General features: G+C 76.8%; 20 protein-coding genes. 8 read left to right on the plus strand and 12 right to left on the minus strand.

Annotation, left to right across the window (positions count from 1 at the left end; translation table 11 throughout):
- Positions 1-2: 2 nt before the first annotated feature.
- Both ACWIX7_RS09845 and ACWIX7_RS09850 read left to right on the plus strand, forming a co-directional pair.
- Positions 3-713 (plus strand): SDR family NAD(P)-dependent oxidoreductase, encoded by a 711-nt coding sequence (locus ACWIX7_RS09845; protein WP_448621357.1) that lies wholly within the window; start codon positions 3-5, stop codon positions 711-713.
- Positions 713-1,300, plus strand: a complete 588-nt coding sequence (locus tag ACWIX7_RS09850; protein WP_448621358.1) for an SDR family oxidoreductase — start codon at positions 713-715, stop codon at positions 1,298-1,300. Before ACWIX7_RS09845 ends, ACWIX7_RS09850 begins: the two co-directional genes overlap by 1 nt.
- A 3-nt stretch (positions 1,301-1,303) precedes the next feature.
- Here ACWIX7_RS09850 and ACWIX7_RS09855 read toward each other — a convergent pair whose 3' ends face one another.
- Together ACWIX7_RS09855 and ACWIX7_RS09860 are read right to left on the minus strand one after the other, a co-directional pair.
- A complete protein-coding gene (locus tag ACWIX7_RS09855; protein ID WP_448621359.1) occupies positions 1,304-1,990 on the minus strand; it encodes a cyclase family protein in 687 nt (228 codons plus the stop codon).
- Between the two features lie 16 nt (positions 1,991-2,006).
- Positions 2,007-2,591, minus strand: coding sequence for a cupin domain-containing protein (locus ACWIX7_RS09860; RefSeq protein ID WP_448621360.1), 585 nt, complete (start codon positions 2,589-2,591; stop codon positions 2,007-2,009).
- A 145-nt stretch (positions 2,592-2,736) separates the two neighbouring features.
- Between ACWIX7_RS09860 and ACWIX7_RS09865 the strand changes: the two genes are divergently transcribed.
- The gene (locus ACWIX7_RS09865) at positions 2,737-4,317 is read left to right on the plus strand and encodes a purine-cytosine permease family protein (protein ID WP_448621361.1); all 1,581 of its coding nucleotides are present in this window, start codon (positions 2,737-2,739) and stop codon (positions 4,315-4,317) included.
- On the plus strand, positions 4,314-4,718 hold the full coding sequence (locus tag ACWIX7_RS09870) for a YybH family protein (protein WP_448621362.1): 405 nt from the start codon (positions 4,314-4,316) through the stop codon (positions 4,716-4,718). The genes ACWIX7_RS09865 and ACWIX7_RS09870 overlap by 4 nt, the downstream gene beginning before the upstream one ends.
- Before the next feature lie 7 nt (positions 4,719-4,725).
- Here ACWIX7_RS09870 and ACWIX7_RS09875 read toward each other — a convergent pair whose 3' ends face one another.
- From ACWIX7_RS09875 to ssd, 7 genes are all read right to left on the minus strand, one after another.
- Positions 4,726-5,094: an Rv3654c family TadE-like protein gene (locus tag ACWIX7_RS09875; protein ID WP_448621363.1), complete on the minus strand. Its 369-nt coding sequence runs from the start codon at positions 5,092-5,094 to the stop codon at positions 4,726-4,728.
- On the minus strand, positions 5,091-5,474 hold the full coding sequence (locus tag ACWIX7_RS09880) for a TadE family type IV pilus minor pilin (RefSeq protein WP_448621364.1): 384 nt from the start codon (positions 5,472-5,474) through the stop codon (positions 5,091-5,093). Before ACWIX7_RS09880 ends, ACWIX7_RS09875 begins: the two co-directional genes overlap by 4 nt.
- Positions 5,474-5,740, minus strand: a complete 267-nt coding sequence (locus tag ACWIX7_RS09885; protein ID WP_448621365.1) for a DUF4244 domain-containing protein — start codon at positions 5,738-5,740, stop codon at positions 5,474-5,476. Before ACWIX7_RS09885 ends, ACWIX7_RS09880 begins: the two co-directional genes overlap by 1 nt.
- 136 nt (positions 5,741-5,876) lie before the next feature.
- Entirely contained in the window at positions 5,877-6,596 is a 720-nt protein-coding gene (locus ACWIX7_RS09890) for a type II secretion system F family protein (protein ID WP_448621366.1), read from the minus strand.
- Entirely contained in the window at positions 6,593-7,381 is a 789-nt protein-coding gene (locus tag ACWIX7_RS09895; RefSeq protein WP_448621367.1) for a type II secretion system F family protein, read from the minus strand. Before ACWIX7_RS09895 ends, ACWIX7_RS09890 begins: the two co-directional genes overlap by 4 nt.
- On the minus strand, positions 7,378-8,517 hold the full coding sequence (locus ACWIX7_RS09900) for a TadA family conjugal transfer-associated ATPase (RefSeq protein ID WP_448621368.1): 1,140 nt from the start codon (positions 8,515-8,517) through the stop codon (positions 7,378-7,380). The genes ACWIX7_RS09895 and ACWIX7_RS09900 overlap by 4 nt, the downstream gene beginning before the upstream one ends.
- Positions 8,514-9,611, minus strand: a complete 1,098-nt coding sequence (gene ssd / locus ACWIX7_RS09905) for a septum site-determining protein Ssd (protein WP_448621369.1) — start codon at positions 9,609-9,611, stop codon at positions 8,514-8,516. The genes ACWIX7_RS09900 and ssd overlap by 4 nt, the downstream gene beginning before the upstream one ends.
- A 128-nt stretch (positions 9,612-9,739) precedes the next feature.
- On the opposite strand from ssd, the gene ACWIX7_RS09910 reads away from it, so the two are divergent.
- Positions 9,740-10,576, plus strand: a complete 837-nt coding sequence (locus tag ACWIX7_RS09910) for an HAD family hydrolase (RefSeq protein WP_448621370.1) — start codon at positions 9,740-9,742, stop codon at positions 10,574-10,576.
- 71 nt (positions 10,577-10,647) lie between these two features.
- Here the strand turns inward: ACWIX7_RS09910 and ACWIX7_RS09915 are convergent, their stop codons facing one another.
- Positions 10,648-11,616 (minus strand): aldo/keto reductase, encoded by a 969-nt coding sequence (locus ACWIX7_RS09915; RefSeq protein ID WP_448621371.1) that lies wholly within the window; start codon positions 11,614-11,616, stop codon positions 10,648-10,650.
- Between the two features lie 21 nt (positions 11,617-11,637).
- Positions 11,638-12,423: an oxidoreductase gene (locus ACWIX7_RS09920; protein WP_448621372.1), complete on the minus strand. Its 786-nt coding sequence runs from the start codon at positions 12,421-12,423 to the stop codon at positions 11,638-11,640.
- 74 nt (positions 12,424-12,497) lie between these two features.
- On the opposite strand from ACWIX7_RS09920, the gene ACWIX7_RS09925 reads away from it, so the two are divergent.
- The 3 genes from ACWIX7_RS09925 (at position 12,498) to ACWIX7_RS09935 (ending at position 14,404) form a co-directional block, all read left to right on the plus strand.
- A complete protein-coding gene (locus ACWIX7_RS09925; protein ID WP_448621373.1) occupies positions 12,498-13,049 on the plus strand; it encodes a histidine phosphatase family protein in 552 nt (183 codons plus the stop codon).
- Positions 13,050-13,074: 25 nt separating this feature from the next.
- Positions 13,075-13,596 (plus strand): bifunctional adenosylcobinamide kinase/adenosylcobinamide-phosphate guanylyltransferase, encoded by a 522-nt coding sequence (cobU, locus tag ACWIX7_RS09930; protein ID WP_448621374.1) that lies wholly within the window; start codon positions 13,075-13,077, stop codon positions 13,594-13,596.
- A gap of 70 nt (positions 13,597-13,666) precedes the next feature.
- Positions 13,667-14,404, plus strand: coding sequence for an adenosylcobinamide-GDP ribazoletransferase (locus ACWIX7_RS09935; protein WP_448621375.1), 738 nt, complete (start codon positions 13,667-13,669; stop codon positions 14,402-14,404).
- 366 nt (positions 14,405-14,770) lie between these two features.
- Here the strand turns inward: ACWIX7_RS09935 and cobN are convergent, their stop codons facing one another.
- Positions 14,771-18,376 carry a cobaltochelatase subunit CobN gene (gene cobN, locus ACWIX7_RS09940; protein ID WP_448621376.1) on the minus strand — a complete coding sequence of 1,202 codons (3,606 nt, stop codon included), beginning with the start codon at positions 18,374-18,376 and terminating at the stop codon, positions 14,771-14,773.
- Positions 18,377-18,416: the final 40 nt, after the last annotated feature.

An 18,416-nucleotide genomic window follows, 5' to 3' on the forward strand; every position in this document is an offset into this window, starting at 1 on the left:
GCGTGGCCGAGGACTCCGAGCAACGGCGTGTCGCCGTCGTGACCGGCGCCGCCAGCGGCCTCGGAGCGGCCGTCGCCCGCGCCCTGACCGCCGCCGGCTGGCAGGTCGCCGGCCTCGACCTGCGGCCCAGCCCGCAGACCGCACTCGGCGTCGAGGTCGACGTGACCGACGCGGAGGCGGTCGGGTCGGCCGTCGACCGGGTCGAGCGGGAGCTGGGCCCCGTGGCCGCACTGGTCACCGCGGCGGGCGTCTACGAGATGCTCCCCGTCGAGGACGTCGACGACGCGCGCTGGCACCGGATGATGGCGGTCAACCTCTCCGGGACCGCGACCACCTGCGCCGCCGTCGTCCCGCGGATGGTGGCCCGGGGTCGGGGCTCCGTCGTGACGATCTCCTCGGACCTGGGGGTCGGTGGCAGCCAGGGCGACGTCCACTACGCGGCGAGCAAGGGCGCGATCGTCGGCTTCACCCGGGCGCTGGCCACCGAGGTGGAGGACACCGGCGTCGCCGTCAACACGGTCGCGCCCGGCGCGGCGGACACGCCCATGCTGGAGACCGACTCCCCGTGGCGGTCCGGCGACTTCCTGGCCACCCTGCCGGTGCAGCGGCTGGTCCGCCCGGAGGAGATCGCCGCGGCCGCGCTGTTCCTGCTCGAGACGGGCACGGCGGTCTCCGGGCAGGTGCTCTCCCCCAACGCGGGAGCGACGATCTGATGGCCGACCGCAACGCCCTCGTCCGCTGTGACGACGCCGGGATCGCCGGGGCCGTCGCCGGCCGGCTGACCGCGGACGGCGTGCGCGTCACCGTCGTCCCCGGCACGGCCTCTCCGGACGGCGCGGTCGCGGAGGCCGTCCGGGACTCCGGCGTGCTCGACGTCCTGGTGTGCGCCGTCGGGCAGCCGGACCCGGCGCCGTTCGTCGGCGCCGACCCGGCGCGGTGGTACGCCGACGTGATGGCCCACCTCACCCCCGCCTTCGCGCTCGCCCGCGCCGCCGCACCGGCCCTGCGCCGGTCGGGAGCCGGGCGGCTGGTGTTCCTGGGCAGCGGCTGGACGGCGGCCGACCGCCCGGGCTCGACGGCCGCCGCCGCGGTGCAGGGGGCGCTCGTCGCGCTGACCAAGACCCTCGCCCGCGACCTGGGGCCGGACGCCGTCACGGTCAACGAGCTGGTCGCCGATCCCGCGTCCCCGCCGTCCCCCGAGGTGCTCGCCGCCGCGGTGTCCTACCTGTGCAGCGACCCGGCCGGCGCCGTCGTCGGGCAGCTGCTCACCCTGGGCCGGGGCGGGCCGCTGCGGCCCTGAGCCTCAGCGGCCGAGACCGAACGCCACCGCGCGCACGGGGGCGCCATCGGCACCGGTCAGCCGCAGCGGCAGGACGCTGACCACCGGGTCGACCTGGGGAACGGCACCCAGGTTGCGCAGGTTCTCCACGATCACGCCGCCCGCGCCGAGCACCTCGAGGTGGGCGGCGAACCCGTCCGCGGGCGTGCCGCCGACGACGGTCTCGTCGAGGCTCAGCGCGTCGAGCCCGACCGTGCGGACCCCCGCGGCCACCACCCGCGCAGCGGCGTCCCCGGTCAGGTACGGGTGGTCGAAGTAGGCGTCGGTCCCCCAGTGCTCGTCCCAGCCGGTCCGGAGCAGCAGGATCCGGCCCGGGGCGAGCAGGTGCGCGCACGGCTGCAGGTCCGCGCACTCGATCCGCCCGTGGGGCGGCTTGCCGCGGACGTCGGCGACGACGGCCGGCCCGAGGAAGTACTCGAGCGGCAGCTCGTCGATGCGCGGGCCGTCGTCGAGGAAGTGGTACGGGGCGTCGACGTGGGTGCCGGTCTGGGAGCCCATCCGCACGTGCAGGACGTTGTAGCCGTCGGCCGCGACCGTGGCGGCCGGCGTGAACCGGGCGACCGGGTCGCCCGGGTACACCGGGGTGTCGTCGTCCAGCGGGTGCGAGAGGTCGACCACCTCGCGGACGGGTCGGGCTGCGGAGCCGGTCACCTGGCCTCCTCGTCGGTCACGGTGCGGGGGTGAGCGCCCACAGGACCTCACAGGTCTCGGTCGTCGAGGGGTTGGCCCAGGTGTGCGGCGTGGTACCGGGCATCGTGAACGCGTCGCCCGCGTGCAGGACGACCGACTCCCCCGGGAGCCGGAGCTGCAGCCGCCCGTGGAGCACGTGCACGAACTCGACCTCGCACGCGAGCGCGTAGAGCTCCTCCCCACCGCCACCGCCGGGCTCCACCACGGACCGGATGACCTGCAGGTTCCGCTGCGTCCCGGCGGTGAGCAGCACCTCCCGCAGGCCGCGGCCACCGAAGTGGATCGGCGGCGCGTCCGCCGCCCGCACCAGCGAGGTGGCCGGCGGCTCGAACAGCTGCCCCACGCCGATGCCGAGGACGCCGCACACCGAGACCAGCGACGCGACGGACGGCGAGACCTCGTCGCGCTCCAGCCGGCTGAGGAACCCCTTGGTCAGGCCCGCCTGCTCCGCGACCACGGCCAGGGTGAGACCGGCGGCCTGCCGGGCGGCCCGCAACCGGGCTCCCACCAGCGCCTCCGCCGGGTCGTGCGGCCGCGTGAGCCGCCGGACCTCCCCCGCCACACCGCGCCCCCTCGTCGTCGGCTCGCTGCCGCCATCCCACCATGCCGGGGGTGGCTCTGGGCAACAGACGTTGTCTCCCAGACAACTCAGCTCTAGCCTCTGCGCACCGCGGTGGTGTGTCCACCGCTTCACCAGGAGGGTGTACATGAGCGGAGCGGAGGTCGCCGGGCTGGCGGCCCAGCAGCGACGGCCGCGGGCCACCGAGGTCGAGCAGCACGGCATCGACACGATCCCCGACGCCGAGCGCACGTCACGGCCGTTCGACCTGTTCCGCATCCAGTTCGGCGGGGCGAACACCTTCGCCACCGTCATCCTCGGCACCTTCCCGGTGCTGCTGGGCCTCGACCTCGTGGAGGCCGTGGCCGCCACCGTCGTCGGCGTGGTCGTCGGCGCGCTGATCCTCATGCCGATGGGCCTGTTCGGCCCGCGGACCGGTACCAACAACGCTGTCTCCTCCGGCGCCCACTTCGGCGTCCGCGGTCGCGTGCTCGGCTCGTTCCTGTCGCTGCTGACCGCGCTCTCGTTCTACTCGATCTCGGTGTGGGTCAGCGGGGACGCACTCGTCGGCGCGGCCACCCGGTTGTTCGGCACGGGGGACTCCGACCTGCTCCGCGGGATCGTCTACGCGGTACTCGGCGCCCTGGTGATCGTGGTCGTCATCTACGGCTACCAGCTGATGCTGCTGGTCAACAAGGTCGTGGTGCTGGCCAACACGACGCTGATGCTGCTCGGCCTGGTGGCCTACGCGACGCTCTTCGACCCCTCCTACGACCCGGGCCCCGACGCCTACGCGCTGGGCGGCTTCTGGCCGACCTTCGTGCTCTCCGCCCTGATCGTCATGGGCAACCCGGTCAGCTTCGGTGCCTTCCTCGGCGACTGGTCCCGCTACATCCCCGCCGACACCCGCCCGTCGCGGCTGCTGACCGCCACGTTCCTGGGTCAGCTGGCCACCCTCGTGCCGTTCCTGTTCGGCGTGGGGACGGCGACGCTGGTGGCCGGCGAGGTCGACTACGTCTTCGCACTGATCCAGGTCTCGCCGCTCTGGTACGCCGTCCTGCTCATGGTGGTGGCCTTCCTCGGCGGGATGTCGACCGGCGTCACCTCGCTGTACGGCACCGGACTGGACTTCTCCTCGGTCTTCCCCCGGCTCAACCGGGTGCAGGCGTCGCTGTTCATCGGCGCGCTGTCGTTCGTCTTCATCCTGGTCGGGCGGCTGGTCTTCGACCTGCTGTCCAGCGTCAACGCCTTCATCGGCGCCATCGTCATCTGCACCACGCCGTGGATGGTGATCATGATGATCGGCTACTGGGTGCGCCGCGGGCACTACGCGCCCGCGGACGTCCAGGTCTTCAACCAGGGCCGGCTGGGTGGCCGCTACTGGTTCGCCGGCGGCGTGAACTGGCGCGGGATGGTGGCCTGGATCCCGGCTGCCATCATCGGCCTGCTGTTCGCCAACTACCCGCCTCTGATCGAGGGCCCGCTGCGCAACGCGGCCGGCGGGGTGGACGTCAGCCTGCCGGTGTCCCTCGGCATCGCCGCGGTGGTCTACCTGGCGCTGCTGTTCGCCTTCCCCGAGCCCCGGTACGCCTTCGGTGCGGCGGGTCCCCGGCTGGTGCCGGCCAAGGACGCCGAGGCGCCGCCGGTGACCGACGACCCCCGTGCGTCGGTGCACCGCGCCGGCCGCCGCTCCCCCGTCCCGGCCGCCGCGGAGCCGGCCGACCGGTGAGCGAGCCCGCCGACGAGGTACGCCAGGCGGCCGCCGCCCTCGTGGCCGCCTTCGGGAGCAGCGACCTGGACCGGTACCTCGCGTGCTTCCGCGAGGACGCCACCTTCCTGTTCCACACCACCGGCCGGCTCCTGGCCTCCCGCGAGGAGTACCGGCGGGAGTGGACCTCGTGGGTCCGGGAGGACGGCTTCCGGGTGCTCGGCTGCGAGACCTCCGGCACGGTCGTCCAGGTCCTCGGGGACACCGCCGTCCTGACCCACGCCGTGCACACCACGGTGTCGACCCGGGCCGGGCGGGAGGAACTCCGCGAGCGGGAGACGATCGTCTTCCACCGGGAGCCCTCCGGGCAGTGGCTGGCCGTGCACGAGCACCTGTCGCCGGCTCCCCCGGTGGCCGGGTAGTCGCAGCTCAGGGCGCCACCGGGCCGGCCCGCGCGCCGGCGCCGGCCCGGCTGACGCCCAGCGGGCCGAGCCGGACCGGCACCGCCACGGCGACCTCGACCACCGCTCCGTCGCCGACCGTGCAGGCGGTCAGCCGGGCGCCGTTGGCTCCGGCCACCTCCCCGGCCGCGGCACAGGCTCCGGGGTCGCCGCGGACGGCGTGCTGGGCAGCGGCGAGGGCCGCGAGGTCCGCGGCGGTGGTGGCCCGGTGCCGGCCCACCACCGCCGCCCCGACGAGCACCGCCGCCACCCCGATGGCGGCGAGGACGCCGGCGAGGGCGACCACCCACACCGTGGCCGAGCCCCGCTCCCCCCACACCCAGGACCGGAGGCTCACCCCGCCTCCTCCGCGGTGCCCGGCTCGCGCTGGCTCACCGCGGAGGCCGAGACCGGGACCCGCAGGGGGACCGGGCCCAGCGGCGCCACCTCCGCCGTCACCGTGACGGTGACGGCGGACCCGCCGACGGCCACCGTGGTCCTCGCCCCGTCGGGGGCGGCCTGCCCGGCGAGCGCGGTCACCAGCGCGGTGTCCTCGCCCCGGGCGGCCGCCCTCGCCCCCTCGCGGGCCGCGTCGACGCAGCGCAGCTGTGCCCCGACGACGGTCACCGCGGCGACGGCGCCGGCCAGCACCAGCAGCAGCACCGGCAGCACCACCGCCGTCTCCGCCGTCACCATGCCCGCCTCACCGCGGACGGGGCCGCCGCGCCGCCGGACCATCAGGACAGGGTGGCCAGCGCGTCGGCCACGAGGGCGCTGAGCCCGTCGACGACCGAGCCACCGGTGACCACGCGGTACAGCACGGCGGCGAAGGCGCAGGCCGCGACGGTGCCGACGGCGTACTCGGCGGTGCTCATCCCGGCCTCGCCGGCGGCCTGGAGCCGGGCCCAGCGCGCCCGCAGGCCGCGGGGTGCCGCCTCCTCGGTCGGCGCCCCGCCCGCGTCGGGCAGTTCCTCGTCGGATCGGGTCTCGCAGGGTGTGGTCACGGTGCCTCCTCGGGATCGCAGCCCGCCTCCCGGGCCGTCGCCCTCGACCCTCGCGACGTCCGCGGGTCGGGCCCAGGTCCGCGGCGGATCTGTGGACGCCGCCGCACGCTGTGGACGCCGGCCACGGGCCCCAGCCTCAGCCGAAGACGTCGGCGGCGATGCCGAGCACCAGCGGCACCACGCCCAGGCAGAGGAAGGCCGGCAGGAAGCAGGCGCCGAGCGGCGCCAGCACCCACACCCCGGCCCGGCGGGCCGCTGCGTCGGCGCGGCTGCGCTCACCGGCGCGGGCGTCGGCGGCCAGCGACCGCAGCGCCGGGACGACGGTCGACCCCGACTCACCGGCGCGCACCAGCACCCGGCCGAGGACGGCCAGCCCCGCAGGAACGTCGGCCCACGCCCGTCGCGGGGCCGCGCCCAGCCGGTACAGGCCGGCGACCGTGGCCAGCTCGGGGCCGAGCGGACCGGGCAGGGCAGTCGCCACGGCGGCCAGGGCGCCGCCCACGGGCAGCCCCGCCTCCAGGCAGACCGCGAGCAGGTCGCAGGCCACCGGCAGGTCCGCCTCGGGAGCCGGGCCGGCCCGCGACCCCTCCTGCCCGCCACGGCGCAGCAGCCGCTCTCCACCGACCGCGACCAGCCCGGCCACCACGGCTCCCGCTGCGCCGCCGACCAGCAGCCCGGCGGCCAGGCCCGCGGCACCGGCCAGCAGCCACCGCCGCCGGGCGTCGGCGGGACCGGGCTCGGGCGCGCTGGCCCCGTCCCGGCCGGCCAGCCACCGGGCGCGGACGGCGACGGGCGGGGGGACCGGCCAGCAGAGCAGCGCGGCCGCTCCCAGCAGCGCCACCGCGGCGGTGCTCACCGCGCGGCCCGCGACACCAGCCGTGCCGACCAGGCCAGCCCGGCGACCTCCAGCCCCACCCCGGCCACCAGCAGCAGCTGGCCGGGGAGCGTCGTGGTCAGCACCCGCCACGGGTCGGCGCCCACGCCACCGCCCATGACCAGCCCCAGCACCGGGAGTCCGGCCAGCAGCGCCGCGCTGGCCCGCGACCCGGCGGTGGCCGAGCGCAGCTCCAGCCGCTGCCGCGACCGGGCACGCAGGTCGTCCTCGACCGCGCCGACGACCGCGGCCAGCGAGCAGCCGGTGCGTGCGCTCAGCCGGGCGGCCGCCGCCACCCGGTCCAGTGCCCGCCCGAGTCCACCGCCGGTCTGCCCGCCGCCTTCCTCGGGGGATCGGACCGCCCGGGCCAGCGCCCGACCGCTGTCCTCGTCGGCGCAGGCGGCGACGGCGGCGCGGGTGGCCTCGTCCAGCGAGCGGCCACCGCGCAGCTCCGCACCCAGGGCGGTCAGCGCCTCGACCAGCGCGGCCAGCCGCGCCTCCTTCTGCACATCCGCCCGGCGGCGCAGTTCGGCCCGGGCCGCGAGCGCCGCGCAGCCGCCGGCCAGGGCCGCCACCAGCGGGGTGCTCAGCAGCGCCGCGACCGCGCCGACGGCGACCGCGGCGACGGCCGGCAGCGGGACCCCGGCGGTCGGGCGCGGGGCGGCGTCCGCCCGGCGGGTCAGCGACCGCCGGCGCTCCCGGCGCAGCGCCGCACGGCCCGGCCACAGCGCCAGGGCGGCGGCGAGCAGCAGCAGTCCGCCGGTCACCCGCACCCCGCCGACAGCAGCTCCGACAGCCGCGGCGCGCCCGGGCAGGGGCCGCCGTCGGCGCGCCAGGCGGACTCCACGACGACGAGGTCCCCGGCGCGGCGGACGACGCCGACCTCCTCGACCCGCCGTCCGCCCGGCGTCCGGCGCAGGTGCACCACCGCGGACAGGGCCGCGGCGGCCTGGCTGTGCACGGCCAGCCGGTCCAGGCCCGCAGCCACCCCCAGCGCCTCCAGCCGCGCGGGGACCTCGGCCGGCCGGTTGGCGTGCAGGGTGCCGCAGCCGCCGTCGTGCCCGGTGTTGAGCGCGGTGAGCAGGTCGGTGACCTCCGCGCCGCGGACCTCGCCCACCACCAGCCGGTCGGGCCGCATCCGCAGCGCCTGGCGGACCAGGTCGCGCAGCGTCACCTCACCGACGCCTTCGACGTTGGGCGGCCGGGTGGCCAGCCGGACGACGTGCGGGTGCGCCGGCACCAGCTCCGGGGCGTCCTCGCAGAGCACCAGCCGCTCGCCGCCGGGGACGAGGCCGAGGAGCGCCGACAGCAACGTCGTCTTGCCCGAGCCGGTGCCGCCGGTGACCAGGAAGGCCAGCCGCCCGGCGACCAGCGCCCGCAGCAGCTCCCCGGACGCCCCGGGGAAGGCGCCGCGCGCAGCCAGGTCGGCGAAGGACAGCGAGGCCCGGCGTAGCACGCGCAGCGACAGGCAGGTGCCGCTGCCCGACACCGGTGGCAGCACCGCGTGCAGCCGGGTGCCGTCGGGCAGGCCGGCGTCCACCCAGGGCGCGGCGTCGTCGAGCCGCCGCCCGGCCGCGGCGGCGAGGCGGACGGCGAGACGGCGCACCCCGTCCTCGTCCGGGAAGCACACCAGCGTGCGTTCCAGCCCGCTGCCGCGGTCGACCCAGACCTGGTCCGGGCCGTTGACCAGCACGTCGCTCACACCGGGTTCGCGCAGCAGCGGCTCCAGCGGACCCGCCCCGGCCAGCTCGTCGACCGCGTCACGGACCGCCTGCAGCACGTCGTCGTCGCCGAGCAGGCCGCCGGACTCCTCCCGCACCAGCGCGGCGACGGCGGCCCGCGTCGGGACCCCGGGCTCGAGGACCAGCCGGGCACGGACCCGGTCGACCAGCGCGCCGGTCACGCCGCGACCCCGTCCACCGTGGCCAGCTCGGTCAGCAGCCGGCGGGAGAGCGCCCCCAACGGCGAGCGCGCCCCCACCTGCGGCGGCCAGCCCTGCTCCCCGCGGGACAGCGCGCTGCGGTCGGTGCCCAGCTCGCCCAGCACCGGGCGGCCGACCACGTCGGCGACCTCGTCGGCGGACAGCCCGCCGGGCACCGGCCGGACCACCAGCTGCGCCGCGGACCACGCCGCCGGCCGGCCGTCCCCGCCGGGCTCGACGAGCAGCCGGGCCGCCGACGCCGCCCGGAGCCGGGCCGGGACGACGAGCACCGCGAGGTCGGCCTCGGCCAGCACGGCGGCGGCGACCTCGGGTCCGGCGGTGCGGGGCAGGTCGACGACCACCGGCCAGCCACCCGCACGCGCCGCCTCCACCACTGCGATCAGTGCCTCGGCCGGGACCTCGCCGGGTGCCGAGCGTGAGGTCGCGAGCACCGACACGCCCCCGACCTCTGGCAGCGCCGCCATGAGCGCGTCGCCGGCCACCCGGCCGCGCAGCCCCGCGAGGTCCGGCCAGCGCAGGCCCTCGTCGCGCTCGGCCCCGAGCAGCAGGTCCAGGCCGCCGCCCCAGCCGTCGGTGTCGACCAGCAGGACGCCGTCGCTCCCCGGCGCGGCGGTGAGGGCCAGCGCCGCCGCCAACGTGCTCACCCCCGCCCCGCCGCAGCTCCCGCCCACCACGACCAGCCGGCCACGGTCGACGGGACGGCGTAGCGCGGAGGCCACCCGGGAGACCAGCCAGCCCTCGTCGACCGGCAGCACCGCCACCCGCTCGGCGCCCTGCTCGACCGCGGCCGCCCAGACCGGCGCCGGGGGCTCCTGCGCCGCGACGACGACCACGCCGGGACGGCGGGGCAGCCCCCGCACCGGCGCGGACGCCAGGACGTCGGCGCCGAGCAGCACCAGGGGCGCCTCCCGGTGGGCGCGGCGCAGTGCCGGGCCGCCCGTGGCGACCTCCGGCTCGGCGCCGGCCGCGGCGAGCAGCCGCAGCAGGTCGTCGAGCAGGTCCTCGTCGGCACTGGCGACGAGCGGGCGGGGTGGCGGGGACCGGAACGCGGACACGCCGGCCAGCCCAGCGCCGGGGACGGGCGTGCCGCGAGGGGCGGCCGGGATCTGTGGATGACCCGTCCGGGTGTGGACGGCGCAGTGCGCCGCGTCACAACCGTGTCGCCCACTTACAGTCGTGAACCGTGACCCGCGCAGCGGCGTTCTTCGACCTGGACAAGACGGTCATCGCGAAGTCCAGCACCCTGGCCTTCGGCCGCCCGTTCTTCCAGGGTGGGCTGATCAACCGGCGCGCGGTCCTCAAGGGCGCCTACGCGCAGTTGGTCTTCTCCCTCTCCGGCGCCGACGCGCAGCAGATGGAGCGCATGCGGGCGCAGATCACCGAGATGTGCACCGGGTGGGACGTCGCCACCGTGCACGAGATCGTGCGCGAGACGCTGCACGACATCGTCGAGCCGATGGTCTACGCCGAGGCCGCGGACCTCATCGAGGAGCACCGGGCGGCCGGCCGGGAGATCGTCATCGTCTCCAGCAGCGGCGCGGAGATGGTCGAGCCGATCGGCGAGATGCTCGGCGTCGACCGCGTGGTGGCCACCCGCATGGTGACCGTCGACGGCCGCTACACCGGCGAGATCGACTTCTACGCCTACGGGGAGAACAAGGCCGTCGCCCTCCGGCAGGTGGCCGCCGAGAGCGGCTACGACCTGGCCGACTGCTATGCCTACAGCGACTCGATCACCGACCTGCCGATGCTCTCGGCGGTCGGGCACCCGACCGCGGTCAACCCCGACCGGGCGCTGCGGAAGGCGGCAACCGAGCACGGCTGGCCGGTGCTGGAGTTCACCTGGCCGGTGACCATGCGCTCGCGCTTCCCGGTCCCGTCGGCCCCGGTGGTCACCGGGGCGGCGATGAGCGTGGGCGCCGCCGTGGCGGGCCTGGCCTGGTACGCCCGCAGGCGGGCCCTCCGGGTGGTCGCCGAGACGCCGCCGGCGCCCGGCCGTTGGTGGCGCCGCGGCGCCTGAAGGAGGACCCCGCTGCCCCCCACGCCTCGCAAGCTCGGCGCGGGCCCCTGCAGCGGGGCCGTTCCAGCACCTCAGAGCGGCAGGCTCTCGCGCACCCGCTCCACGAGCGTGCGCACTGCGGACACCGGCCGGAACGCCCGCGCCGCCGCGGTCAGCGCGGCCTGCTCGTCGGGCCGCAGGTCGATGTCGGCCGCCGCCGCGTTGGCCTCGACCTGGGCGACGCTGGAGGCCCCGGGGATCACGACCACCCGTGGCAGGGAGACCAGCCACGCCAGCGCGATCTGCGCGGGCGCGACGTCGTGGGCCGCGGCGACCTCGCGGAGGACGTCGAGCAGCGGCTCGGCGCGGCGCAGGTTCTCGGTCCCGAAGAGCGGGTTGGCCGCGCGGACCCCACCGGGCCGGTTGTCCACGCCGTAGCGCCCGCCGAGCAGGCCCTGGGCCAGCGGGCTGTAGGCCATGACCATCCGGCCCTCGCGCTCGGCGAAGGGCACCAGGTCGTCGAGGGCCGACGGCGCGGCCAGCGAGAAGTGCACCTGGTTGCTGACCACCGGCCGGCCGAGGGCAGCGTCGGCCGCGCGCCAGCGCTCCAGCGAGTAGTTGGAGACGCCGACTGCCCCGATGCGGCCCGCGTCGAGCAGCTCGCGCATCCCGGTCATGGTCACCGAGTCGGGCACCACCGGGTTGGGCTGGTGCACCTGGTAGAGCGGCACGCGGTCCAGCCCGAGGCGGCGCGCGCTGCCGGCCAGCCGGCTGCGCACGACGGGCGGGAACGGGGCCACCGGGAAGAGCTTGCTGGCGACGACGACGTCCGCCCGTTCCTCGCCCAGCGCCTCCCCGAGGATCCGCTCGCTGCGGCCGAAGCCGTAGACCTCGGCGGTGTCGAACAGGGTGACGCCCAGCTCGCGGGCCCGCCGGACGATCGCCTCGGCCTCCCCGGAGGCGTAGGCATCGCCGTAGCCCCACTCGCGGGAGCCGAACTGCCAGGTGCCCAGGCCCACGCGGCTGACCGCACCGAGCCCGTCGACGTCGAGGTGCCGCACGGGCGTCAGTCTGCCCGCTCGTCAGCCGCGGAGCAGGGCCTCGGCGATCGCCAGCCCCTCCAGGGCCCCGTGCTCGGTGGCGCGGCAGCAGTGCACCAGCCACCCCGCCACACCATCGGGCCGCCCCGAGGCGTAGCCGGCCAGCGCGCGGGCGTACTCCTCGCGGCCGAACTCGGCGAAGCCGACCTCGGGCACCGACACCGCCTTCGGGTCCAGGCCGCGGGTGATGCCGGTCAGCCGCGCCGCGGCGCGTGCGACCACGCCGTCGGCGGTGCCGAACGGGGCGATCGCGGCCAGCTCACCGTGCACGACCGCGGCCAGGACGACGGCCGGAACCGAGCCCTCCGCCGTGACCAGGGAGAACAACCCGCCGAGCCGCGGTCCGGCGTGCGCGCCCGGGCGACCGAGATCGGCACGGTCGGCGAGGTCCGCCGCGGCCAGCACGTGCAGCCGGGCGAGCACCTGGCCCGGCGCCCGGGTCCACGTCTCCTGCATCGAGCCGAGCGCGACCGAGGCGCGCAGCGCACCCTGCACGACGGGGTCGTCGACCTGCCCCGCCCGCAGGTCGGCGAGCGGGACGTCGACCCCCTCCAGGGCGGCGGAGGCCCGGGCGCTGCGCAGCGCCGACTCGGTGCTGACCTCGGCCGACCGGTTGCGCATCAGCCGGTGCCGCAGCAGGCGGTCGATCCCGCTGCGGGCGGCCTCGGCGGCGTCCCGCACGCCTGGCAGGTCGAGCAGCGGGGCCAGCGGGTCGGCAGCGGCGGGGCGGGCCGCCGGGCCGGCGCCGGGACGCACGGGGATCGTCACGCACCGACGGTACGAGGCGGGTCGCGGTGACCGGCGGCACCCCGACCCCGGCCCTGACTAGGCTGCCTGCCACCATGGCCCGACCCCTGACCCTCCTGCTCGTCCGCCACGGGCAGAGCGAGTGGAACGCCGCGGGGCTCATGCAGGGCCAGACCGCGCACGTGCCGCTGACCGAGCTCGGGCACGCGCAGGCGGCCGCGGCGGCACGGGAGCTGGTGGCGCTGCGTCCGGGGACGCTCGTCTCCAGCGACCTGCGCCGCGCGGTGCAGACCGCAGAGCACTGCGCCCGCGCCACGGGTCTGCCGCTGACCACCACGCCGGCGCTGCGCGAGCAGGGCTACGGCGTGCTCGAGGGCCGGCCCTCGCGGGAGCTGTGGGACGTCGTCGACTGGACCGACCCGCACTGGGCGGCGCCGGGCGGGGAGAGCCTGGCCGAGCTGCACGCCCGCGTCGGCGCGTACCTGAAGGCCCTCTGCGCCGACCCGCCGGCCGAGGTGGTGGCGCTGGTGACCCACGGCGACACGATCCGGGCCGCGCAGGCGGTCGCCGCCGGGCTGGGGCCGGACGCGATGCCCGCAGTGACCCCGCACAACGGCACGGTGACCGCCCTGGAGCTCGTCCTGTGAGTGCCGGGAAGGCGCCGGGCGAGCGATGAGCAGGGTCCTCGTGCTGGGCGGGTCGCGGTCGGGCAAGTCCGCACACGCGGAGTCGCTGGTGGCCGACGTCGGCGACGTCACCTACCTGGCGACGTCCCCTCCGGTCCCGGGGGACGCCGAGTGGGCGGAGCGGGTCGCCGCGCACCGGGCCCGCCGTCCCGCGGGCTGGACGACGCTGGAGACGACCGCGCCCAGCGACCTGCTGCGCCGCGGCACCGTGCTGGTCGACAGCGTCACCACCTGGGTGGCCGCGCTGATGGACCAGACCGGCGTCTGGACCGACGAGCCCGGCGCGTCGGACCGCCTGGCCCGCCGCTGCGACGCGCTGGTCGAGGCCTGGACGATGACGCCCGCGCACGTGGTGGCGGTGTCGGACGAGGTGGGGCTCGGAGTGGTCCCCGAGACCCGCGCCGGGCGGCTGTTCCGCGACACCCTCGGCTCGGTCAACCAGCGGTTGGCCGGCACCGCCGACGAGGTGTGGTTCGTGGTGGCCGGGCTGCCGCAGCGGCTCCGGTGAGCCGGCGCGTGCGCGGGTGTCGCAGCGAGCGCCGGCGAGGGAGGCGCGCAGCCGAGCGCGGGGGTGCGTCGTGAGGTGGACCGGCCCGTTGGAGTCCGCGGCGCTGCTGACCGTCCTGCGGGTGCCGGCGCGGGCGGCGGCGTCGACCCGCGGCGTGCTGCCGTGGGCGCCGCTGGTCGGGCTCGTGCTCGGTGCCCTCGCGGCCGGGGTCGGCGTGGCCGGCGAGCGCCTGGTCTCGCCGCTCACCGGCGCGGTGCTGGCCGTGGCGGCGCTCGCGGCGCTGACCCGCGGCCTGCACCTGGACGGCCTGGCCGACACCGCCGACGGGCTGGGCCCGCTGCGCGGTCGCGAGCGGGCACTCGAGGTGATGCGGCAGGGGGACGTCGGCCCGTTCGGCGTGGTGACGGTGCTGCTCACCGTGCTGCTGCAGGTCGCCGCCGCGGCCACCCTGCTCGAGGCCGAGCGGGGCTGGACCGCGCTCGCGGCAGCACCGCTGGTCGCCCGGCTCGCGATGGCGCGCACCGGGCTGGCCGGCGTCCCGATGGCCGCGGGCTCCGCGCTCGGGCAGTCGGTCGCCGGCACGGTCTCGGCGCGCTGGCTGGCCGGCTGGGTGTTCGTCACCGCCGCGCTGCTCACCGTTGCCGACCAGGCGCTGGCGGCCAGTGCCGCGGCCGGCCTGCTCGCGGCCGAACTGCTCCTGCGCCGGGCGCGCGCCCGGCTGGGTGGCGTCACCGGCGACGTGATGGGGGCGATGGGCGAGACAGCGGCCGCGGTCACCCTGCTGGTGGCCGCGGCCGCCCTGCGGTGAGGTGCTGGAACGGCTCCGTCCAGAGGCTTGCCGCGAGCCTGCGAGCGGTGAGGAGGACGGGGTCCTTGCTCAGCGGCGGCGCAGGAGGCCGCCGAGCAGTCCGCCGAGGCCGGAGGACGCTGGGGTCGCCCGTCCCCGGCCCGCGCGCCCGGCACTCCCCCGGCCGGTCCCGCCGCGGCCGGCGGTGCCCAGGCCGCCCATCCCGCGGCCGGTCCGGCGGCCGCCCGTCACACCCGCCGTCCCCCGTGCGGTGGTCCGACCCCCGCGGGACGCGGTGCGCGCAGTGTTCTCTGCCGTGCCCATCAGTCGTCCGAGGATGCTCATGGCAGTGACGTACCCCCACGTCGCGGCGGCGAAGCACGATCGTCAGGACCGGGTCGACGCCGGGGTCTCCCCGCCCTCCAGGTCGCCCTCGGTGTCGAGGTAGGCCTGCTGCAGCTCGGCCAGCACCGCCGGGTCCGGCTCGGCCCACATCTGCCGGTCGACGGCCTCCAGCAGCCGCTCGGCGATGCCGTGCAGCGCCCACGGGTTGGACTGCTCGAGGAAGGCGCGGTTCTCCGGGTCGAGCACGTAGGTCTGCGCGAGCTTCTCGTACATCCAGTCGGCGACCACGCCGGTGGTGGCGTCGTAGCCGAACAGGTAGTCGACCGTCGCGGCCAGCTCGAAGGCGCCCTTGTAGCCGTGCCGCCGCATCGCCTGCAGCCACTTCGGGTTGACCACGCGGGCGCGGAACACCCGGGCGGTCTCCTCGGTCAGCGACCGGGTGCGCACCGACTCGGGCCGGGTCGAGTCGCCGATGTAGGCGGCCGGCGCGCGCCCGGTCAGCGCGCGGACCGTCGCCACCATCCCGCCGTGGTACTGGAAGTAGTCGTCGGAGTCGGCGATGTCGTGCTCGCGGGTGTCGACGTTCTTCGCCGCCACCGCGATCCGCCGGTAGGCCGCCTCCATGTCCGGGCGGGCCTGCACGCCGTCCAGCCCGCGGCCGTAGGCGTAGCCGCCCCAGACGGCGTAGACCTCGGCCAGGTCGGCGTCCCCCCGCCAGTTCCGGGAGTCGATGAGCGGCAGCAGCCCGGCCCCGTAGGCGCCGGGCTTGGAGCCGAACACGCGGGTGGTGGCCCGCCGGCGGTCACCGTGGCCGGCGACGTCGGCGTCCACGTGGGCCTTCACGAAGTTGTCCGAGGTGGGCTCGTCCAGCGAGGCCACGAGCGTCACCGCGTCGTCCAGCATCGTCACCACGTGCGGGAAGGCGTCCCGGAAGAAGCCGGAGATCCGCACGGTGACGTCGATCCGCGGGCGCCCGAGCTCGTCGAGCGGGATCGGCTCCAGGCCGGTCACCCGCCGGGAGGCGTCGTCCCACACCGGGCGGACGCCGAGCAGCGCGAGCACCTCGCCGACGTCGTCCCCCGAGGTGCGCATCGCCGAGGTGCCCCACACCGACAGCCCCACCGAGGCCGGGTACTCCCCGGTGTCGGCGAGGTAGCGCTCGACGAGGGAGTCGGCCATCGCCTGCCCGGTCTCCCAGGCCAGCCGTGACGGGATCGCGCGGGGGTCGACCGAGTAGAAGTTGCGGCCGGTCGGCAGCACGTTGACCAGCCCGCGCAGCGGCGAGCCCGACGGCCCGGCCGGCACGTAACCGCCCTCCAGGGCGTGCAGCGTCGCGTCCATCTCGTCGGTGGTGCGCTCCAGCCGGGGCACCACCTCGTCGACGGCGAAGCGCAGCACCGCCTCGACGCCCTCGTCGGGACGCCCCAGGACCTCGGCGACCACCGACGGCACGGCGTCGGGCACCCAGCCGCGGGCCTCCATGGCCGCCACCAGGGCGGCAGCGGAGGCCTCGACCGCGTCGGTCTCGACCCGTCCGGCCGACCCGTCCTCCGCCAGGCCCAGCGCCTCGCGCAGACCGGGCAGCGCCACCGTGCCGCCCCAGATCTGCCGCGCGCGCAGCACCGCCAGCACCAGGTCGACGCGGTCCTGGCCGGACGGCGGCGTGCCCAGCACGTGCAGCCCGTCGCGGATCTGCGAGTCCTTGATCTCGCAGAGCCAGCCGTCGACGTGCAGGACCAGCTCGTCGAAGTGGTCGTCCTCCGGCCGCTCGGCCAGCCCCAGGTCGTGGTCGAGCTTGGCCGCCTGAAGCAGCGTCCAGATCTGCGCCCGGACGGCGGGCAGCTTGGCCGGATCCATCGCCGCGACGTTGGCGTGCTCGTCGAGCAGCTGCTCGAGCCGGGCGATGTCGCCGTAGGAGTCGGCGCGGGCCATCGGCGGCACCATGTGGTCGACCAGCGTGGCGTGCGCGCGGCGCTTGGCCTGCGAGCCCTCACCCGGGTCGTTGACCAGGAACGGGTAGACCAGCGGCAGGTCGCCGAGGGCGGCGTCCGGGGCGCACGACGCCGACAGGCCCACCGTCTTGCCGGGCAGCCACTCCAGGTTGCCGTGCTTGCCGACGTGCACCAGCGCGTGCGCGCCGAACACCGACCGCAGCCACCAGTAGGCGGCCAGGTAGTGGTGGGACGGCGGCAGGTCCGGGTCGTGGTAGATCGCGATCGGGTTCTCCCCGAAACCGCGCGGCGGCTGGACCATCACCACGACGTTGCCCGCCCGCAGCGCGGCGAAGACGATGTCGTCCCCGTCCACGAACAGCGAGCCCGGCGGCTGCCCCCAGTGCTCGACCATCGCCCCGCGCAGGTCGCCCGGCAGGGTGTCGAAGAAGGCGCGGTACTGCGCCGCCGGGATGCGCACCGGGTTGCCCGACAGCTGCTCCTCGCTGAGCCAGTCGACGTCCTGCCCACCCGCGGCGATGAGCGCGTGCACCAGCGCGTCGCCGTCCAGGTCGGCCACGCCGGGCAGCGCGTCGGGCCCGTCGAACGGCCCGACGTCGTACCCGGCGCCGTGCATGGCGGCCAGCAGCCGGACGACGGACGCCGGGGTGTCCAGGCCGACCGCGTTGCCGATGCGGGCGTGCTTGGTCGGGTAGGCGCTGAGCATCACGACGACGCGGCGCTCCGCGGGCGCAGTGTGCCGCAGCCGGGCGTGCGCGACGGCGGTGCCGGCCACGCGGGCGGCGCGCTCGGGGTCGGCGACGTAGCTGGTCAGCCCGTCGGCGTCGGTCTCCTTGAAGGAGAACGGCACGCTGATCAGCCGGCCGTCGAACTCCGGGATCGCGACCTGGTTGCCGACGTCCAGCGGGGAGAGCCCGTCGTCGTCGGCCAGCCACTCCCCGCGCGGGCGGGTCAGGCACAGCCCCTGGACGACCGGCACGTCGAGCGCGGCCAGCTGGCCGACGTCCCACGCGCCGTCGTCCCCGCCGGCCTGTGCGGTGGCCGGCCGCGAGCCGCCGGCGGCGAGCACGGTGACCACCAGGGCGTCGGCGGTGCGCAGGACGTCGAGCAGCTCGTCGGAGACGCTGCGCAGCGAGGAGGTGAAGACCGGCAGCGCGGAGCCCCCGGCGCCCTCGATCGCGCCGCACAGCGCCTCGACGAAGGCGGTGTTCCCGGCCAGGTGGTGCGCCCGGTAGTAGAGGACGGCGACGGTGGGACCGCTGCCCGTGGACGGCCGCTCCAGCACGCCCCAGTCGGGCGCGACGACCGGCGGCTCGAAGCCCTCGCCGGTGAGCAGCACGGTGTCGGACAGGAAGCGGTGCAGCTGCACCAGGTTGTCCGGGCCGCCCTGCGCCAGGTAGCCGTGCGCCTCGGTCGCCACCCCCATCGGGACGGTGGACAGCTCCATCAGCTCGGCGTCGGGCAGCGCCTCCCCGCCGAGGACGACGACCGGCGCGGGCCCGGCCAGCAGCGGCGCGAGCAGCTCCTCGTACTGCCGCCGCACCCCGAGGATGCGGACGACGACGAGGTCCGCGCCGGCGGTGAGCGCGGCGATGCCCGCGTCGTCCAGGCGGGCGGGGTTGCCCAGCCGCCAGTCGGCGCCGCTGGCGCGAGCGGAGAGGAGGTCGGTGTCGCTGGTCGACAGCAGCGTGAACACCGACGGCACGCTACCGGGAACGACGGGCACCTCGCGGCCA

The sequence above is a fragment of the Geodermatophilus sp. URMC 65 genome (assembly GCF_053502545.1).

Coding starts and splice junctions, on each gene's coding strand:
- ACWIX7_RS09850 (WP_448621358.1), top strand. CDS start 713: ATGGCCGACCGCAACGCCCTCGTCCGCTGTGACGACGCCGGGATCGCC.
- ACWIX7_RS09865 (WP_448621361.1), top strand. CDS start 2,737: ATGAGCGGAGCGGAGGTCGCCGGGCTGGCGGCCCAGCAGCGACGGCCG.
- ACWIX7_RS09880 (WP_448621364.1), bottom strand. CDS start 5,474: ATGGTCCGGCGGCGCGGCGGCCCCGTCCGCGGTGAGGCGGGCATGGTG.
- ACWIX7_RS09925 (WP_448621373.1), top strand. CDS start 12,498: ATGGCCCGACCCCTGACCCTCCTGCTCGTCCGCCACGGGCAGAGCGAG.
- cobU (WP_448621374.1), top strand. CDS start 13,075: ATGAGCAGGGTCCTCGTGCTGGGCGGGTCGCGGTCGGGCAAGTCCGCA.